14 protein-coding genes are annotated in these 16,860 nt (G+C 49.1%); 9 read left to right on the plus strand and 5 right to left on the minus strand.

What is annotated here, in order from left to right; genetic code table 11:
* Both rplI and dnaB read left to right on the plus strand, forming a co-directional pair.
* Entirely contained in the window at window positions 1–450 is a 450-nt protein-coding gene (gene rplI / locus HDCHBGLK_RS07005) for a 50S ribosomal protein L9 (protein ID WP_004607910.1), read from the plus strand.
* Between the two features lie 13 nt (window positions 451–463).
* Window positions 464–1,804: a replicative DNA helicase gene (gene dnaB / locus HDCHBGLK_RS07010; protein ID WP_004607909.1), complete on the plus strand. Its 1,341-nt coding sequence runs from the start codon at window positions 464–466 to the stop codon at window positions 1,802–1,804.
* On the opposite strand, the gene HDCHBGLK_RS07015 is transcribed toward dnaB, so the two are convergent.
* A complete protein-coding gene (locus tag HDCHBGLK_RS07015; RefSeq protein ID WP_004607908.1) occupies window positions 1,787–2,146 on the minus strand; it encodes a hypothetical protein in 360 nt (119 codons plus the stop codon). The two genes, dnaB and HDCHBGLK_RS07015, sit on opposite strands and share 18 nt — an antisense overlap.
* A 220-nt stretch (window positions 2,147–2,366) precedes the next feature.
* Window positions 2,367–2,537 (minus strand): DUF362 domain-containing protein, encoded by a 171-nt coding sequence (locus HDCHBGLK_RS07020; RefSeq protein WP_009247925.1) that lies wholly within the window; start codon window positions 2,535–2,537, stop codon window positions 2,367–2,369.
* Between the two features lie 253 nt (window positions 2,538–2,790).
* Here HDCHBGLK_RS07020 and HDCHBGLK_RS07025 point away from each other — a divergent pair, with 253 nt between their 5' ends.
* Window positions 2,791–3,993, plus strand: coding sequence for a substrate-binding domain-containing protein (locus HDCHBGLK_RS07025; RefSeq protein WP_004607905.1), 1,203 nt, complete (start codon window positions 2,791–2,793; stop codon window positions 3,991–3,993).
* A gap of 94 nt (window positions 3,994–4,087) precedes the next feature.
* On the opposite strand, the gene HDCHBGLK_RS07030 is transcribed toward HDCHBGLK_RS07025, so the two are convergent.
* From HDCHBGLK_RS07030 to HDCHBGLK_RS07040, 3 genes are read right to left on the minus strand one after another with little or no spacing between them, the layout of a single operon-like run.
* Window positions 4,088–5,494, minus strand: coding sequence for a sensor histidine kinase (locus HDCHBGLK_RS07030; RefSeq protein ID WP_004607904.1), 1,407 nt, complete (start codon window positions 5,492–5,494; stop codon window positions 4,088–4,090).
* Between the two features lie 16 nt (window positions 5,495–5,510).
* Window positions 5,511–6,215, minus strand: coding sequence for a response regulator transcription factor (locus HDCHBGLK_RS07035; protein ID WP_004607903.1), 705 nt, complete (start codon window positions 6,213–6,215; stop codon window positions 5,511–5,513).
* A 34-nt stretch (window positions 6,216–6,249) separates the two neighbouring features.
* On the minus strand, window positions 6,250–8,625 hold the full coding sequence (locus HDCHBGLK_RS07040; RefSeq protein ID WP_004607902.1) for an endonuclease MutS2: 2,376 nt from the start codon (window positions 8,623–8,625) through the stop codon (window positions 6,250–6,252).
* Window positions 8,626–8,742: 117 nt separating this feature from the next.
* Between HDCHBGLK_RS07040 and HDCHBGLK_RS07045 the strand changes: the two genes are divergently transcribed.
* From HDCHBGLK_RS07045 to aspS, 6 genes are all read left to right on the plus strand, one after another.
* Window positions 8,743–10,020 carry a S1C family serine protease gene (locus HDCHBGLK_RS07045; protein ID WP_009247923.1) on the plus strand — a complete coding sequence of 426 codons (1,278 nt, stop codon included), beginning with the start codon at window positions 8,743–8,745 and terminating at the stop codon, window positions 10,018–10,020.
* Window positions 10,021–10,044: 24 nt separating this feature from the next.
* Window positions 10,045–10,986: a 3'-5' exoribonuclease YhaM family protein gene (locus tag HDCHBGLK_RS07050; protein WP_004607900.1), complete on the plus strand. Its 942-nt coding sequence runs from the start codon at window positions 10,045–10,047 to the stop codon at window positions 10,984–10,986.
* A gap of 82 nt (window positions 10,987–11,068) precedes the next feature.
* Window positions 11,069–12,766, plus strand: a complete 1,698-nt coding sequence (gene rlmD / locus HDCHBGLK_RS07055; protein ID WP_039909897.1) for a 23S rRNA (uracil(1939)-C(5))-methyltransferase RlmD — start codon at window positions 11,069–11,071, stop codon at window positions 12,764–12,766.
* The gene (locus tag HDCHBGLK_RS07060; protein WP_004607898.1) at window positions 12,753–13,142 is read left to right on the plus strand and encodes an HI0074 family nucleotidyltransferase substrate-binding subunit; all 390 of its coding nucleotides are present in this window, start codon (window positions 12,753–12,755) and stop codon (window positions 13,140–13,142) included. Before rlmD ends, HDCHBGLK_RS07060 begins: the two co-directional genes overlap by 14 nt.
* A 216-nt stretch (window positions 13,143–13,358) precedes the next feature.
* Complete coding sequence (locus HDCHBGLK_RS07065) at window positions 13,359–14,441, plus strand: asparaginase domain-containing protein (RefSeq protein WP_233440743.1); 1,083 nt, start codon at window positions 13,359–13,361, stop codon at window positions 14,439–14,441.
* 337 nt (window positions 14,442–14,778) lie between these two features.
* Window positions 14,779–16,857, plus strand: coding sequence for an aspartate--tRNA ligase (gene aspS, locus HDCHBGLK_RS07070; RefSeq protein ID WP_039909895.1), 2,079 nt, complete (start codon window positions 14,779–14,781; stop codon window positions 16,855–16,857).
* The last annotated feature ends 3 nt before the right edge of the window (window positions 16,858–16,860 follow it).

Below are 16,860 nucleotides of genomic sequence, written 5' to 3' on the forward strand. Positions count from 1 at the left end.
ATGAAGGTAATATTGACAGAAGACGTAAAATCCCTTGGAAAGAAGGGTGAAATCGTAGAGGTAAGCGACGGATACGCAAGAAACTTTATTTTAAAGAAGAAAAAGGGCCTGGAAGCCAATTCCAGGAATTTGAATGACCTGAAGCTTAAGAAGGCTAACGAAGACAAGATTGCCCAAGAGCAGTATGAAGCGGCAAAGGAATTGGGAAAAGAGATCGAAGCAGGAAAGATTGAAGTATCCATCAAGACGGGAGAGGGCGGCAAGGCATTTGGCTCTGTATCTTCCAAGGAAATCGCTGCGGAGGTTAAGTCACAGATGGAGCTTGATATTGACAAGAAAAAAATACAGTTGAAAGAGCCAATCAAGACGCTGGGAACGCATACGGTATCCATAAGGCTGCACCCGAAAGTTACGGCAGACCTTAAGGTGGTCGTGACGGAAGAGGCTTAGGAGGAGACTTAGCATGGAAGAGGCGCTCATTAAAAGAGTAATGCCACACAGCGTAGAGGCGGAGCAGTCCGTCGTAGGCGCGATGCTGATGGATAAGGATGCGATTACTACGGCGTCTGAGATTATCTCCGGCAACGACTTTTATCAGAGTGCCTATGGAATTATCTTTGATTCCATGGTGGAACTATTCAATGAAAGCAAGCCGGTGGATTTGATCACTCTGCAGGAGAGGCTGAAGGAGAAGGACGTCCCGGCAGAGGTCGCCAGCCTGGAATTCGTCAAGGATCTGGTGACTGCCGTGCCTACATCGGCGAATGTAAAGTACTATGCGCAGATTGTAGCGGACAAGTCTATGATGCGCAAGCTGATCAAGTTAAATGAAGAGATCGCGAATACCTGCTATGCGGGAAAGGAATCCCTGGAGGCAGTGCTTGAGAAGACAGAAAAAGCGGTGTTCGATCTGCTGCAGAAGCGCAACACAGGCGAATATGTTCCCATCAAGCAAGTCGTGCTCAATGCCCTGGACAGAATCGAGAAAGCATCCAAGAATAAGGGAACGGTTACCGGGATCCCTACCGGGTTCATTGATCTGGACTACAAGCTCTCGGGTCTGCAGCCCTCAGATCTGGTACTGGTGGCAGCCAGGCCGTCTATGGGAAAGACCGCGTTTGTCCTTAACATCGCCCAGTATATGGCGTTTAAGAAGGATAAAGGCGTCGCCATCTTCAGCCTTGAGATGTCAAAGGAGCAGCTGGTGAATCGTCTGTTCTCCCTGGAATCCCAGGTAGATGCCCAAGCCTTAAGGACCGGCAATATGAAGGATTCAGATTGGGAGAAACTGATAGAAGGCGCAGGAATCATCGGCAAATCCAACCTGATCATCGATGATACGCCGGGCATCTCGGTGTCTGAACTGCGATCCAAGTGCAGGAAGTATAAGCTGGAGCACGGGCTGGATATTGTCATCATCGATTACCTTCAGTTGATGACGGGAAGCGTGGGCAAGAATTCCGAGTCCAGACAGCAGGAGATCTCAGAGATCTCCCGTTCTTTAAAAGGACTGGCTAGAGAGTTGAATGTACCGGTGGTAGCGTTGTCTCAGCTTAGCCGTGCGGTGGAGTCCAGGCCGGATAAGCGGCCTATGCTGTCAGACTTGAGAGAGTCGGGAGCCATCGAACAGGACGCCGACGTGGTTATGTTTATCTACAGGGACGAGTATTATAATAAAGATTCAGAGTTTAAAAAGCAGGCGGAGATTATCATTGCAAAACAAAGAAACGGCCCTGTAGGGACCGTTAATCTGGCTTGGCTTGGCGAATATACGAAGTTTGCCAACCTAAGCAGGCAAGAATAATTTCTTCAGTTTTTCCACTGGGCCGGTTCCCGCGGCAGACTTTCGAAAGGATTGCTGCTGACGGATGAGCTGGTCCAGTTTTCTGAATTCCTCCTCCTCCTGACGTTCTTTGGCGTCCAGAAGGAAGGACATTTCTTTGCTGATCATGGACAGCAGGACTTCATTGTTGTTCTCGAGCATTCGCTTGATATGTAATTGCTCCCTTGTCCTGCGGATATCCGGAATCAGCGCCTTTAATTCGGAGAAAGGCACCCCTTGCTCGTACAGTTCCTTGATGCAGCTGTAAAGCTTGGCATCATCTTTTGTCTCCCTCTTTAATTGTTCTAATGCATTGCTACCCATAGTCTATACCCCCTTATCACAACTTGTCCTTCTGGGTTTCTATATCATAGCATGGACGCAGGAGAAGAATCCGTCATAACCCGTCGAGGATAATGGATATCTTTAAATTCTTAAGGACAAAAAACGCTAAGATAAGGACGATATTTTGGCAAAAAAAAGAATTGCATGTCCACAATTGTGACATGCAATGTCTCTTTTAAAACATTATCCGCATATCTGACTAGCCCTGAGAAATTGCTCCTGTAGGACACTGAGCAGCGCAAGCGCCACAGTCAACACAAGCGTCAGCATCGATCTCGAAATGATCTGCTCCCTGAGAGATTGCTCCAACTGGACATTCTGCCTCGCAAGCTCCACAGCTTACGCACTCATCACTAATTACGTGTGCCATAGTATGTACCCTCCTTTTGATTATATAGATAGACATAAACCAAATTTAGTCTATCCATATCATAATACAAACGGTCAAAATATACAAGGGGTGACACGCCATTTTTAATATTAGTACATTCGGCCCGGTTCCTGCTCGCAGGCAAAGAAAAATCCCAGTAAAAAATTAAGAAAAATTTCAACAATTATTCACCGTTTTGGTGTATAGTGTAATTTGTTGAATGTAGACATTAGAATATGGGAGAGAATGCATAATGAAAAAGAGAAGTAGTATCATAGCCATTTTATTGTGTGCAGCGATGCTTACATGTGCATGTGCGGCTCGCAGTGATGATAAAGTAGAGGAGCCTGTACAGGCAGAGAAGCAGAAAGTAAAAGTGAAGGAATATCAGGGGAAGTTGGATATCATAGAGCCGGGGGCGTATAATAACGTGAACGGCCTGAATCTGGAGCCAGGTTCCTATATCTCCGTGATCGGCAAGGCTGACGGCGGACAGTTCTGGGAGGAAGTGAAAAAGGGCGTAGACCAGGCGGCGAGGGATATCAATAAAAATCTGGGATACGAGGGCAAAGACAAGGTGAAAGTGACCTACAGCGGCCCGGCAGCGGCAGACAATGTGGATGAGCAGGTGAATATCCTGGATGAGGAACTGGCGAGATATCCGGTTGCCCTTGGCATATCCATAGCAGATGCCAAGGCATGCGAGGTACAGTTCGATCTTGCGGCGGAAAGTGATATCCCGATCGTGGCTTTTGATTCCGGAAGCGACTACCAGGGGCTTATGGCCACAGTCGCCACCGACAATAAGGCGGCATCTAAGGAAGCGGCATCCAGGCTTGCGGAGATTATGAAGGAAACCGGCAAAGTCATCCTCTTTGCCCACGATTCAAAGTCTAAAGCCGCGATTGACCGGGAGAATGCATTTAAAGAAGAGATGCAGCAGAACCATCCGGGCATTACCATTGGCGATGTCTACCATCTGGACCAGCTGGCAGATCTGCAGAAAAAGGTGGCAGAAGAGATCAACGCAGGAACCTATAAAAAGGGTGGAGAGGCTACAGGAGAGAAACTGGATGAGCAGGATGAAGTCACGCCGGACAGCATTACGGAAGACGACGTGGTCGATTACGTGCTGGCTAAGAATCCGGATGCCAAGGGCTGCTTTGCAACCAACAGCGATGCGATGAAAGTGGCTCTTAACGGCCTGGACCGCATGGAAGAAGAAAATATCGCGCTTGTGGGATTTGATGCGGATGAAGAAGAAATAAAAGCGCTCTCAGATGGGAAGATCGACGGCCTGATCGTCCAGAACCCTTTTGGAATGGGTTATGCCACGGTCATAGCGTCCGCAAGGGCGGCCCTGGAAATGGGGAACGAAGCGGTTGTGGATACGGGTTATACCTGGGTGACGAAGAAGAAACTGAAAGACGAGAATGTAGCGAAGATGCTGTATTAGGGTGATTTTGTGATATAAAATGGATGGCGGATTGGAAGCGGACGGCGCGGGGAGGCGTACCGGGCAGCGGTGCCAATCCACTAAATTCCACGCATCAAGCCTTCGGCAGCGAAAAAATAAACTCTGTCCCCACGCCTTCCGTGCTCACCACATTGATATTTTCCCCATGGGCCTGTATGGCTTCTTTGACGATGGCCAGTCCCAGCCCGGTTCCCTTTTTGTCCTTGCCCCGGGAGAGGTCGGTCTTGTAGAAGCGTTCCCAGATCTTGTTCAGCGCATTCCTTGGGATTCCGATGCCATAATCTTTTACGGAGGTATAGATCTTGTCGCCCCGCTCCGTGGTCTCGATGGTGACGGTGGAATCGGTCTCGCTGAACTTGATGGCATTGTCCAGCAGGTTGTAGAGGACTTGCTGGATCTTGCGCTTGTCGGCAGTTACGTTTAAGTACTTGGTGGCAAATATTAATTCTATGGATATTTTCTTCTGTGTGCAGGTGCCTTCAAAGGCAGCGGCCACGTTCTTGATCATCTCATGAATATCAAAAACTTCCTTGGTCAGAAGAATATTTTTCGTATCAAATTCGTTCAGGGTCAGGAGATCCTGGGTCAGGTCTGTCAGCCGCTCTGTCTCAAAGAGGATGATCTTCAGGTATTTTTCATGCATTTCCGGCGGTATGGTTCCATCCGTCATGGCTTCTACATACCCTTTGATGGAAGTGAGGGGAGAGCGAAAGTCGTGGGATACGTTGGCTACGAACTTCTTCTGGTAGTCTTCCATATCTTTCAACTGGGAGGACATGTAGTTTAAGGAGGCAGACAGGTAGCCCATCTCGTCCTCCGTATCTACGGGGATCTCGTAATCCAGGTTGCCTGTGGCATACTGGGTGGCGGCCTCCGTAATCTTGCGCAGGGGTCGGTATACGAAGAACTGGAATCCCAGAAGGATGATGAAGGACAGCAGGAAGATGACGATCAGCGTTATGTAGGCAGCCTGCATAAGAATCTTCTGAACATCTTCCAAGTCAGATACGTACTTGTGGATCAGCAGATAGCCGTTGGGGGAATACCCATATACGACAGGCGCAACGACGGTGATGACGTCTTCCTTGAACAAGTCATGATAGGTCCCTATCTGGTACTGGGAGCCTCCGCCCTCTGCCGGGTCAAAGTCCTCGATGACGGCGGGGGAGAGGGGATAGGTCTCTGACTGGGCAGAACTAATAACCTCTCCGTTGCGATCCACGAACCAGACGGATGCCCCCAGTTGGGACTCGATCCCTGTCAGCTGCAGATGGACGTCGGAGGCGGTTATCTGGCCGGAAAAATATTTGGGCAGATAGTCCGCGGCCACCAGGCTGGCCTCCCGGTACATGCTGGAAGAGACATTTTCCTTTAACGGCCCGTTGGTCAGTCCGGCCGTCAGCGTGGCAACGGTAAAGAGGCTGAGAAAGCCGAATATGATATACATGATGATAAATTTCAGATATAAAGTGCTGCGCATGAAGGTTCCTCTTTATCTATTTGACTTCGAATTTATAGCCAATGCCCCAGACGGTGCTCAGGCTCCAGTCGCTGTGATCCTTGATCTTCTCCCGGAGACGCTTGATATGTACGTCCACCGTACGCGTGTCTCCAATGTACTCATAGCCCCAGATCTGATCCAGAAGCTGTTCCCTGGTAAAGACCTGGTTGGGGGAGGCGGCAAGGAAATACAGCAGTTCCAGTTCCTTTGGAGGCATATCTACCGTTTCTCCGTCCACAATGACGGAGTAGTTGGTAAGATTAATGGTGATTCCCGGATATTCCACGCATTTTCCCTTATCCTCGCCCGGAATCTCGGGCTTCGGGATCGCCTGGTAGCGGCGAAGGACTGCCTTCACTCTGGCCACCAGTTCCTTAGAATCAAAAGGCTTCATCATATAGTCGTCAGCCCCCAGTTCCAGTCCCAGCACCTTGTCAAATACCTCTCCTTTGGCGGAAAGCATGATGATAGGCACGTTGGACTTGGCCCGGATCTCCCGGCATACCTGATAGCCGTCGATGCCCGGAAGCATCAGGTCCAGAAGAATCAGGCTGGGGTGGTAAGTGTCGTAGGCAATCAAGGCCTTTTCCCCGTCGTGGACCATCATCGTATCAAAACATTCCTTGGTAAGATACAAGGAGATGAGTTCGGCAATGTTCTCATCATCGTCCACAATTAATATTTTCTGCTTATTTACCATGTTGCTCCTCCTTATAATTGTCCTCTATATTAATCTACTTTAGTTCTACAATGGTCACGCCGGCATCGCCTTCCCCAAATGCTCCCAGCCGGAAGGACTTGACGTGCTTCTGCCGTTTGAGATAGCTGTGGATTCCGGATCTGAGGGCGCCGGTGCCCTTGCCGTGTACCACGCGGACCGTGGACAGATGCGCAAGGCTAGCGTCATCCAGATATTTATCCAGTTCTGCCACGGCTTCATCCACCGTCTTGCCCAGAAGATTGATCTCAGGGCTTACGGAGAAGGATTTGCCCATCTTTAACTTGCCTTTTCCCGTCTTTTGCATCTGCTTGGCAGTGTAGGAAGGCTTCTCCTCAATAATCTCCAGATCGGAAATATTGACCTGGGACCGCAGGATGCCCATCTGGACGGTTACATTTCCCTTAGAATCCGGGAGGGCAGTAACGGTTCCTGTCAGATTCATGCTTAAGACCTTGACGGATTCGCCAAGCTTGAAGTCGCCGGGCTTATGCTGCTTGCGCGGCTTCTGGGGCTCCATCTTCATGCCGGAACGGGCCGCGTCCATCTTCTTGCGGAGACGTTCCCGCTCCTTTTCCATCTCTGCTGCGGAAATGCTTTCCTTGCCAAACTTGCGGAAATTGCGCATGGTCTCGTCGGCCGTCTCTTTTGCGTCCGCAAGAATGGAGTGGGCCTTTTCGTTGGCCTCCCGCAGAATCCGCTCGCGCTGGGCTTCCAGCCTCTCCTGCTTTTCCTTGGTCTCGGCCTTGAGTCGTTCCAGTTCCCGGCGGTATGCGGCGATCTCTTCCTGCTCCTTCTGAATTGTCCGCTTGCTGGTCTCAAGATCCGTCAGCAGATCCTCGAAGGATTCATCCTGCTCCGTCAGATGGGTCCTGGCCTCCTCGATGATATAGTCGGGCAGCCCTAACTTGCCTGCGATGGCAAATGCATTACTCTTGCCGGGAATGCCGATCAACAGATGGTAGGTGGGCCGCAGAGTCTCCAGGTCAAACTCGCAGCAGGCATTTTCCACGCCGGGAGTGGACAAGGCGTAGACCTTCAGTTCGCTGTAATGGGTGGTTGCCATGGTGCGGATGCCTCTCCCATGCAGATGGTTCAATATGGCGATGGCAAGAGCGGCGCCCTCGGTAGGGTCGGTTCCTGCCCCCAGTTCGTCAAACAGAACCAGGGAGCGCTCATCCACCTGCTTTAAGAAGGAGACGATATTGGTCATATGGGAAGAGAAGGTGCTGAGGCTCTGCTCGATACTCTGCTCATCCCCGATATCTGCATAAACGTCATGGAATACGGCCAGTTCGGAGCGGTCCAGCGCAGGGATGTGAAGCCCCGCCTGGCCCATCAGCGTAAAGAGGCCAACCGTCTTTAAAGAGACGGTCTTGCCGCCGGTGTTGGGGCCGGTGATGATTAAAAGATCAAAGGCATCACCCAGCATGACGGTGATCGGAACCACCTTCTTCTTATCCAGAAGGGGATGGCGTCCCTCGCGGATATAGATGCGTCCGTCCGTGTTAAAGAGGGGCATGGAGGCATTCATATCCAGCGCAAGGATTCCTCGCGCGAAGATAAAGTCTAATTCCGTAAGGACGGAGTAATCCGTCCGGATCGCGTCAATATATTCTGCCACGTCCACGCTGAGACGTGCCAGGATTACCTGGATCTCTTCCTGTTCCTTGCCGTAGAGTTCCTTCAAGTCATTGTTTAACTTGACCACGGACATCGGCTCGATAAAAAGCGTGGAGCCAGTGGAGGATTGGTCGTGGATCAGTCCCTGAACCTGGCTTCGGTACTCCGACTTTACCGGGATGCAATAGCGGTCGCCGCGCATAGTAATGATGGGATCCTGCAGATACGCGCGCAAAGACCCGTTTACCAGGCCGGATAGGGTGGCGTGCACCTTGTCGTTGATCTGGCCCATGGAACGGCGGATGCGCTTAAGCGCCGGGCTTGCGTCGTCGCTGATCTCATCCTCCTCCAGGATGCACCGCCGGATCTCGGCGGACAAAGGAGCCACCGGTTCCAGCTGCTGGAACAGCGCATCCAGGTAGTCCTCGGACTCGTCGCTGGTCTCGTGCCTTCCATAAGATTTGACGCGTCCTGCGGTTTCCAGCAATTTGCAGATGCGGAGCAATTCGCCGCTTCCAAGGGCGGCGCCCACCTCCAGGCGCTTCAACGAGTCTCCTACCGGATTGCATCCGCTAAAAGAAGGCCTGCCCTTCTTGACGATCCGCGTAAATGCGGCGGCGGTTTCCTCCTGGGCAGACTGAATGTCTGATAAAGATATCATAGGTTTTAACTTCCGGCAGCGCTCTTTGCCGCTGAAGGAAGAAGCCTGTTCTGTTAAGAGTTCAATAATTTTGTTGTATTCAAGTTTTGTCAATGTTTTTTTATTCATGTTATTCACCTAGACTTATTCTACCCTATTTGCCCCATAAAGAAAAGGATAAATATTGAACATTTGAGCGCCATAAGGTATACTATAGAAAGGATTGTAAAGGAGAAGGATGCGTCTATGGAAGAGCATAAAGATCCAGGAGAAGAAATAAATCGGGAAGAAGAAAAAGAGCAGGAGTATTCATTTCTGCAGGAAACGATCAAAGATGAGACAATCAGCAAGAAGAAAGTAAAAAAAGATATCTTCCGGATGGCCGGACTAGGCCTGGTGTTTGGTCTGGTAGCCAGCCTTAGTTTCAGTGCGTTCAAGCCATGGATGGACGAGTTATTTCAAAGCAATCCGCAGAAAGTCACGATACCCGAAGAGGAAGAGGAAGCAGACGAAGCCACGCCGGAAGACGAGCCGGAAGCGACCCAGCAGGTTCTGGACGCAGAAAGCTACCGGCAGATGCAGCAGTCTCTGACATCGGTGGCCTCTGAGGCCAACAAATCGGTGGTGGAGATCGCCGGAACCACGGGAGATCAGGACTGGATGAACGATTCCTATGACCATAAGAACAGCACGGCAGGACTGATCATTGCAGATAATGGGCAGGAACTGCTGGTATTTGGCAAGACTTCTATTATGAAGGAAGCAGGCGATATTCATATTATATTTTCCGATGGGCACAGTTATAAGGCAAGCCTGAAGAAAAAAGACGGCAACCTGGACTTTGGAATCTATGCGGTAAGCCGGGGGGATATCCAGGATACGACCTGGTCCCAGATCAAGGCGGCAACCCTCGGCAGTTCCAACTCCGTGTCCAAAGGTGACCCGGCCATCGTGCTTGGAAGTCCGTTTGGATACGTGGGCGCAGTAGGATTTGGAACGGTGGCCTCCAGCAAGAATTCGGCGGAGTTCGCAGACGGGCAATACCGGCTGATCTGCACGGACATTGCAGGAGCAAGGAACGGAAGCGGCGTCATCGTGAATCTAAAAGGCGAGATTATCGGCATTATTGACCAGAGCGTTTCCGAGGAAGACAGCATGAACCTGGTGACCGGGTTCGGCATCTCGGACATTAAAGAGATGATGCAGTTTTTGCTAAATGGACAGGGCGTCCCTTACATTGGAATCCGGGGCGTGGATGTCACCCAGGAGATTGAGGCTCAGGGAATCCCCAAGGGCGTCTATGTAAAGGAAGTGGAGACCGATTCTCCGGCTATGGCGGCCGGGATCCAGTGCGGCGATATCATTACGAATATCAATGGCACGGATGTGGCTACGGTGGCGACATACCACGCTGCGCTTATGGATTTGGAATCAGGCAAGAAGATCAAGATCAAAGGGTATCGCCAAGGCGCAGGCGGCTATGTGGATATAGACTTCGGCGTGACGATCGGCAGCAAAGAATAAGACAAGTTAGAAAGAGGCAAACATATGAGGTATATCAACACCCTCTGCGAGGGAGAGACTATCAAGAACGTATACCTGTGCAAAGGGAAGCGTTCTGCTGAAACAAGGAATGGAAAGCCATACGACAATCTGATCCTGCAGGATAAAACGGGGACGCTGGACGGCAAAGTCTGGGACCCTAATTCCAGCGGAATCGCAGATTACGACGAGATGGATTTTATAGAAGTATATGGAGAGGTGATCAGTTATAACAACAACCTCCAGCTCAATATCAAGCAGATCCGCAAGGCACAGGAAGACGAGTATGTGGCGGCGGACTACATGCCCACCAGCGAGAAAAGCACGGAGGGAATGTACCGGGAACTGCTTGGCTATGTAAGCCAGATTGAAAATACCTACCTGCATCAGGCGGTAGAGTATTATTTCGTAAATGATGAGACGTTCATCAAGACATTCAAAGGACACTCCGCCGCAAAGACCGTGCATCACGGATTCGCGGGAGGACTGCTGGAGCATACGCTGAGCGTGGTAAAGTTCTGCGAATACATGGTAGGCGCTTATCCGATTCTCAATAAAGACCTGCTGTACGCGTCAGCGATCTGCCACGATATCGGAAAGACCAAGGAACTGTCCACCTTCCCGGAAAATGACTATACGGACGACGGCCAGCTTCTGGGCCACATCATCATCGGCGTGGAAATGATGAGCGACGCGATTCGCACCATCCCCGGCTTCCCGGAGAAACTGGCCAGCGAGTTGAAGCACTGTATCGTGGCTCATCACGGCGAACTGGAATACGGCTCTCCGAAAAAGCCGGCCCTTGCGGAGGCTTTGGCCCTGAACTTCGCGGACTGTACGGACGCGAAGATGCAGACCCTGACGGAGATCTTCAAAGACAAGAACACCAATGACTGGCTGGGCTACAACCGCCTGTTCGAGTCAAACCTGAGGAAGACGAGTATATAAAAAGGGACGTAACATTTTTCAAAAGTGTTACGTCCCCAATTGCAAGTAGCCCTGTCCCCAATTGACGAAATGGAGTATGTTTATGCAGAAAAATGAATTGGTTACGGTTACGATCGAAGATATAGGAATTAACGGAGAAGGCATCGGAAAGGTGGATGGATACACGCTGTTCATTAAAGACGCCATCATCGGCGACGTGGTGGAGGCCAAAGTGATGAAGGCCAAGAAGAACTACGGCTATGCAAGGCTGATGAATATTCTTACGCCATCTCCATACCGGGTAAAACAGCCGAAATGCCCGATGGCCCGCAAATGCGGCGGTTGCCAGATCCAGGAGATGGAGTATGACCGCCAGCTGGCCTTCAAAGAAGACAAGATCCGAGGAAATCTTATGCGTATCGGGGAGGTTCCAGCGGAAGTGCTGGATCAGGCGCTGGAGCCGATCGTAGGCATGGACAACCCATTTCACTACCGGAACAAGGCGCAATTTCCAATCGGAACGGACAATGAAGGACACATCATAACCGGATTCTACGCCGGAAGGACCCATAGTATCATTCCAAATACCGATTGCGCGCTGGGCGTGGAAGTAAACGAAGTAATCCTGAAGCAGATCCTTACATTTATGGAAGAGTATAAGATCAGCGCTTATGACGAGACAGAGCATAAAGGCCTGGTGCGCCATGTGCTGATCCGGTACGGATTCGTCACGAAAGAGATCATGGTCTGCCTTGTAATCAACGGAAATCATCTGCCCCACGGGGAAATCCTGGCAGAGCGCCTGGCGAAGATCGAAGGAATGACCAGCATTACGCTGAGCATCAACAAAGAAAAGACGAACGTTATCATGGGCAGCAAGATCGAGCCCTTGTGGGGGAAAACCTACATTACAGACTATATAGCAAATGTAAAGTATCAGATCTCGCCGCTGTCCTTTTACCAGGTAAATCCGGTCCAGACGGAGAAACTGTATGGACTGGCGCTTGAGTACGCCGGGCTTACCGGCAAAGAGACGGTCTGGGACCTCTACTGCGGCATCGGAACCATATCCCTGTTCCTGGCGCAGAAGGCCAAGGAAGTCTATGGCGTGGAGATCGTGCCCCAGGCCATCGAGGACGCCAGCAATAACGCCAAGATCAATGGAATCGAGAATGCCCGGTTCTATGTGGGCAAGGCAGAAGAAGTGCTGCCGGAGTATTATGCGCAGTACGAGAAAGAGCATGGGAGGAATGCCCACGCAGACGTGATCGTAGTGGACCCGCCGAGGAAAGGATGCGAAGAATCGCTGCTTCAGACCATGGTGGATATGGAGCCGGAGCGGATCGTGTATGTGAGCTGCGACTCGGCGACCTTGGCCCGGGATGTGAAGTTCCTGAGGGAGAAGGGGTATGAGCTGGTTAGAGGGAGAGGCGTGGATCAGTTTGGGCATACGGTGCATGTGGAGACGGTTGCGCTCTTAATCCCAAAACAAGATAAGGATAGTATGTTCAGTAATTCAGGAATTGAAAAAAAGTTGTGGAAAGAAATCTGCGATTTGGCAAAGCAATATGATGTAGATAGGGTGATTCTTTTTGGCTCCCGGGCAAGGGGAGACTATAAAAAGGTAAGCGACATTGACTTGGCTGTGTCAGGGGGGGATGTTAGTGGCTTTTCGATTTCTGTAGATGAGGAGACGAGTACTCTTTTGCAGTATGATATAGTGAATCTGGATGGCAGCGTACAGGAAGAGTTAAGGGAAGCCATTGAGAAGGAAGGGAAGGTGCTGTATGAAAAAGTTTGATAATTTTTGTCTGGCGTTGGAAAACTTAAATGATGTTTATAATTATGATGAGCCATATGAAAATGTGGTTTTAACAGGATTGGTGGCATTGTATGAGATCTGTTTTGAGCAGTCGTGGAAGGCCATGAAAGAAATATTGGAATACAGCGGCTTTGAAGAAAGTGCGACAGGCTCCCCAAGGCAGGTATTGAAAACAGCTTATAAAGCAGGGCTGATAAAGGATGAAAAAGTGTGGATTGAGGCCCTGGCAAGCAGAAATAATGTGGCGCATGCTTATAATAAGGCTATTGCGTTGGATATCGTGAAGGCTGTGCGGGATAGATACTATGGGATGTTTGAAGAGTTGAAAAAAGAAGTAGAAAAGAAGTGGATATAGATTAGAGGTTATTGGTGGTGGGAAGAGTGGACTTGATGTCAAGATTGAGAAACAGATATGTGAAATAGTTTAGAATAAGGATCTTCCTAAAGTTGGAGTAAAAACTCGGGCTTTTTTGAAACAGTAGAGGTTCCCATGCATCAAAAATACCAGACAGAAAAAACCAATACAACCATATCACCTGCCAACATTAAAAAAATCAGGAGGGAAATTAAATTGAAAAAAACCCACAACATCCTTATCATCCTCACCGGAGGTACCATCTGCTCATTCGCCGACAAGGCAGGCAAGCGAGACTCTGATGTAGAGAGGGCGCATACGCTGATCGAAAGGAATTTCAGAGCCTCCGGCTCGCGTTATTCCTCCGAGGAATGTGTGACATTTGACAAAGAGAAGCCCCTTGACATTCTGAGTGAGAATATGACTACTGGTAATTGGAACATCCTTATCTCTAAGATGAGAACGTATGACTATTCAAAATATGATGGCGTTATTATCCTGCACGGTACGGACACCCTTGCTTATACAGGAGCGTTGCTTTCGATTCTGATGGCGGGCACTAAGATTCCTGTGTTTCTGGTCTCCAGCCAGCTTCCGCCGGATGATGAGAAGGCCAATGGCAACGCGAACTTCAGGGCTGCGGTTGAACTGATCATCAATGGGATAGAGCCTAATATTTATGCTGTGTATAGAAATACGGAGACCGACGGATCCGGGGAAACACAGCGTATGTATATTCACTATTGTTCTCATCTGCTGCAGTGCGCCAACCGTTCTGAGAATTTTTACAGTCCGGATATGGCTGAGGTAAGCCAGGAGAACGCTGTTTTTGAGGGGAAATCCTCTGGCGGAGAGAGGATGTACTTGTATCACGACTTTGAACTCTCGCCTTGTGTTCTTCGGATCATTCCTTATGTTGGGATAGATTATGAGCATTACTGCATGAAGGGGGTCAAGGCGATTCTTCATGGCACCTACCATTCAAGCACAATGGCGGTGACTCCATACAAGGACGATGAATCGAAGCGGTACACCAGTCAGGCCATACTGTCGCTCAAAAAGCGATGTGATGAGTGCAAGCCTCCGATCCCGCTTTTTCTTGAGCATTGCCATAGAGACGCGTATAATTACATATCTACAGGCATCATTTTGAAGTACGGCGCCATACCGGTATGGACGATGACTTCTGAGATGACTTATGTAAAATTGCTGGTTGGCTGTGCGTTTGGTTACGAAGGGGAAAAACTGAATGAATTTATGAATAGAGAAATCAACGATGAATTCGTTTATAGAGATTAGGGTCGTATGAAAGAGTAAGATTTGGAGACACTAGGAAAAGTATATTTTTTGTTGACTTAGCTGCGAATGTTTGCTAGTATAAAAACGGAGACTCAGCTTTTGTGGAAATTCTAACAGGGAGAACACGTCGTCGACTGGAAGCGTGTTTAAGAAGAGTAGTAAGTTTGGGAACGCTCCATGTAATGATCAACATAAAATCAGATATCAAAAGAGGAAGTTTTCGCTTCAAAACGGGTGGCACCGCGGGTTACTTTGTATACTCGTCCCGAGAATACGTATTATATATTGGATATGTATTCTCGGGATTTTTTATTTTAATTTAGGAGGTAGAAATCAGATGTATAGGACTCTTTACTGTAATGATATCCGTGAGGAGCATGTTGGGCAGACGGTTCAGCTTGCGGGCTGGGTAGATGCGATTCGTGACCACGGAGGAGTAATCTTTGTTGATATTCGCGATTATACGGGCGTGACGCAGACGGTAATCCATAACGAAGAATTATTGAAAAATGTGAATCGGGAAACGGTGATCTCTTTAAAAGGGGTTGTAGAAAAGCGTGACCCGGACACGGTGAATGAGAAGATCGCGACAGGTATTGTCGAACTGGTGGTAAGCGAGCTTGTGGTTTTAGGCAAATCAAAAAATATGCTGCCTTTTGATGTCAGCAGTTCCAGAAATATTAAGGATGAATTACGCCTTAAGTATCGTTATCTTGATCTTCGGAATCCTAAGAATCATGACAATCTTGTGATGCGTTCCAAGATTATCCGTCATTTAAGGAACAAGATGGAGGAAAAGGATTTCCTGGAGATCCAGACGCCGATTCTGACTGCGTCATCTCCTGAAGGCGCTCGTGACTTCCTGGTTCCAAGCCGCAAGCATCCGGGCAAGTTTTATGCGCTTCCTCAGGCGCCGCAGCAGTTTAAGCAGCTTTTAATGGTTTCTGGATTTGACAAATATTTTCAGATCGCGCCTTGCTTCCGTGACGAGGATGCGAGAGCAGACCGTTCCCCGGGTGAGTTTTATCAGCTGGACTTTGAGATGGCGTTTGCTACGCAGGAAGAAGTCCTGAATATTTGTGAAGACGTGATTTATGATACATTTGTAACTTTTTCGGATAAGAAGGTTACAGAAAAGCCTTTCAGGCGTATCACTTATGCGGATGCCATGATGACATACGGCTCGGACAAGCCGGACTTAAGAAATCCGCTATTAATCTGCGATTTAACCGCATTTTTCGCGGATGTAGCCTTCCCTGCATTTAGAGGAAAGCCGGTTCGCGGTATCGTGGCTGATTGTAGAGGCAAATCGAAGAAATTCTTCGAAGATTCACTGAAATACGCGATGTCAGATGAAGTGGCTCTTGGCGGATTGGGATATATTACTCTGAAAGAGGGGGCATTTGCGGGTCCTATCGCAAAATTCCTGAGTGATGAAAAGAAAGCGGAGATTACCTCCCTTACCAATATCAAAGAGGGAGAGACCTTGTTCTTTATCTGTGATGATAAGAAGAATGATGCAGAGAAGAAGGCAGGCTTGATCCGTACCTGGCTGGCGAAAAAGGAAAACTTAGATCTTATTAGAGATGACGCGTTTGAATTCTGCTTTGTTGTGGATTTCCCGATGTACGAGATTGATGAGGAGACGGGAGAGACTATTTTTACGCATAACCCATTCTCTATGCCGCAGGGCGGCATGGATGCTTTGCTTGGCAAAGATCCTACAGAAGTGCTGGCATACCAGTATGACCTGGTATGTAATGGAATCGAACTGGCATCCGGCGCCGTTAGAAATCATGACATTGATATTATGAAGAAGGCATTTGAAATCGCCGGATATGATGAGCAGGAACTGAAAGAGCGATTCAATGCATTGTACACCGCGTTCCAATACGGTGCGCCGCCGCATGCGGGCATGGCGCCGGGCGTTGATCGTATGGTAATGCTTCTTACGGATGAAGAAAAGATTCTGGACGTCATAGCATTCCCGTTAAATGGAAATGCGCAGGATCTGCTGCTTGGCGCGCCGAGCGAAGTAACGAGCCAGCAGCTTGAGGATGTCCATCTATTAGGGAATTCCAACGCTTTGGCAAAACATGCTTTCGCAGGAAGCGGCGATGGAAAGTATGCGAAGGGGAAACGTTCTACATTTTCCAATGCGCAGCAGCTAAATCAGATCTCTCTTACAGAGGAAGAGGACACGGAAGTACAAGGCATTTTTGACCGGATGAAGAAAAAGGAAGAGATTCTTTTGCAAGTCGATACGGAAAATGTCGAGGAAATGGTTCATGTAATGCCTATGAACAATGTATTGCGTGAGGATGTCAGAGAACAATTGTTTACAAGAGAAAGTTTACTTGAAGGCGCGCCTATGCACAACGAAAATAGTTGGCAGGTTCCAAGACTTGTAAAGTGAGGT

The organism is [Clostridium] scindens ATCC 35704, from assembly GCF_004295125.1.
In the GTDB taxonomy this organism is placed as follows: domain Bacteria; phylum Bacillota; class Clostridia; order Lachnospirales; family Lachnospiraceae; genus Clostridium_AP; species Clostridium_AP scindens.

Coding starts and splice junctions, on each gene's coding strand:
- HDCHBGLK_RS07045 (WP_009247923.1), top strand. CDS start 8,743: ATGGAAGAGCATAAAGATCCAGGAGAAGAAATAAATCGGGAAGAAGAA.
- HDCHBGLK_RS07025 (WP_004607905.1), top strand. CDS start 2,791: ATGAAAAAGAGAAGTAGTATCATAGCCATTTTATTGTGTGCAGCGATG.
- HDCHBGLK_RS07060 (WP_004607898.1), top strand. CDS start 12,753: ATGAAAAAGTTTGATAATTTTTGTCTGGCGTTGGAAAACTTAAATGAT.
- HDCHBGLK_RS07015 (WP_004607908.1), bottom strand. CDS start 2,146: ATGGGTAGCAATGCATTAGAACAATTAAAGAGGGAGACAAAAGATGAT.
- dnaB (WP_004607909.1), top strand. CDS start 464: ATGGAAGAGGCGCTCATTAAAAGAGTAATGCCACACAGCGTAGAGGCG.
- HDCHBGLK_RS07050 (WP_004607900.1), top strand. CDS start 10,045: ATGAGGTATATCAACACCCTCTGCGAGGGAGAGACTATCAAGAACGTA.
- HDCHBGLK_RS07020 (WP_009247925.1), bottom strand. CDS start 2,537: ATGGCACACGTAATTAGTGATGAGTGCGTAAGCTGTGGAGCTTGCGAG.
- rlmD (WP_039909897.1), top strand. CDS start 11,069: ATGCAGAAAAATGAATTGGTTACGGTTACGATCGAAGATATAGGAATT.
- aspS (WP_039909895.1), top strand. CDS start 14,779: ATGTATAGGACTCTTTACTGTAATGATATCCGTGAGGAGCATGTTGGG.
- rplI (WP_004607910.1), top strand. CDS start 1: ATGAAGGTAATATTGACAGAAGACGTAAAATCCCTTGGAAAGAAGGGT.
- HDCHBGLK_RS07030 (WP_004607904.1), bottom strand. CDS start 5,494: ATGCGCAGCACTTTATATCTGAAATTTATCATCATGTATATCATATTC.
- HDCHBGLK_RS07035 (WP_004607903.1), bottom strand. CDS start 6,215: ATGGTAAATAAGCAGAAAATATTAATTGTGGACGATGATGAGAACATT.
- HDCHBGLK_RS07040 (WP_004607902.1), bottom strand. CDS start 8,625: ATGAATAAAAAAACATTGACAAAACTTGAATACAACAAAATTATTGAA.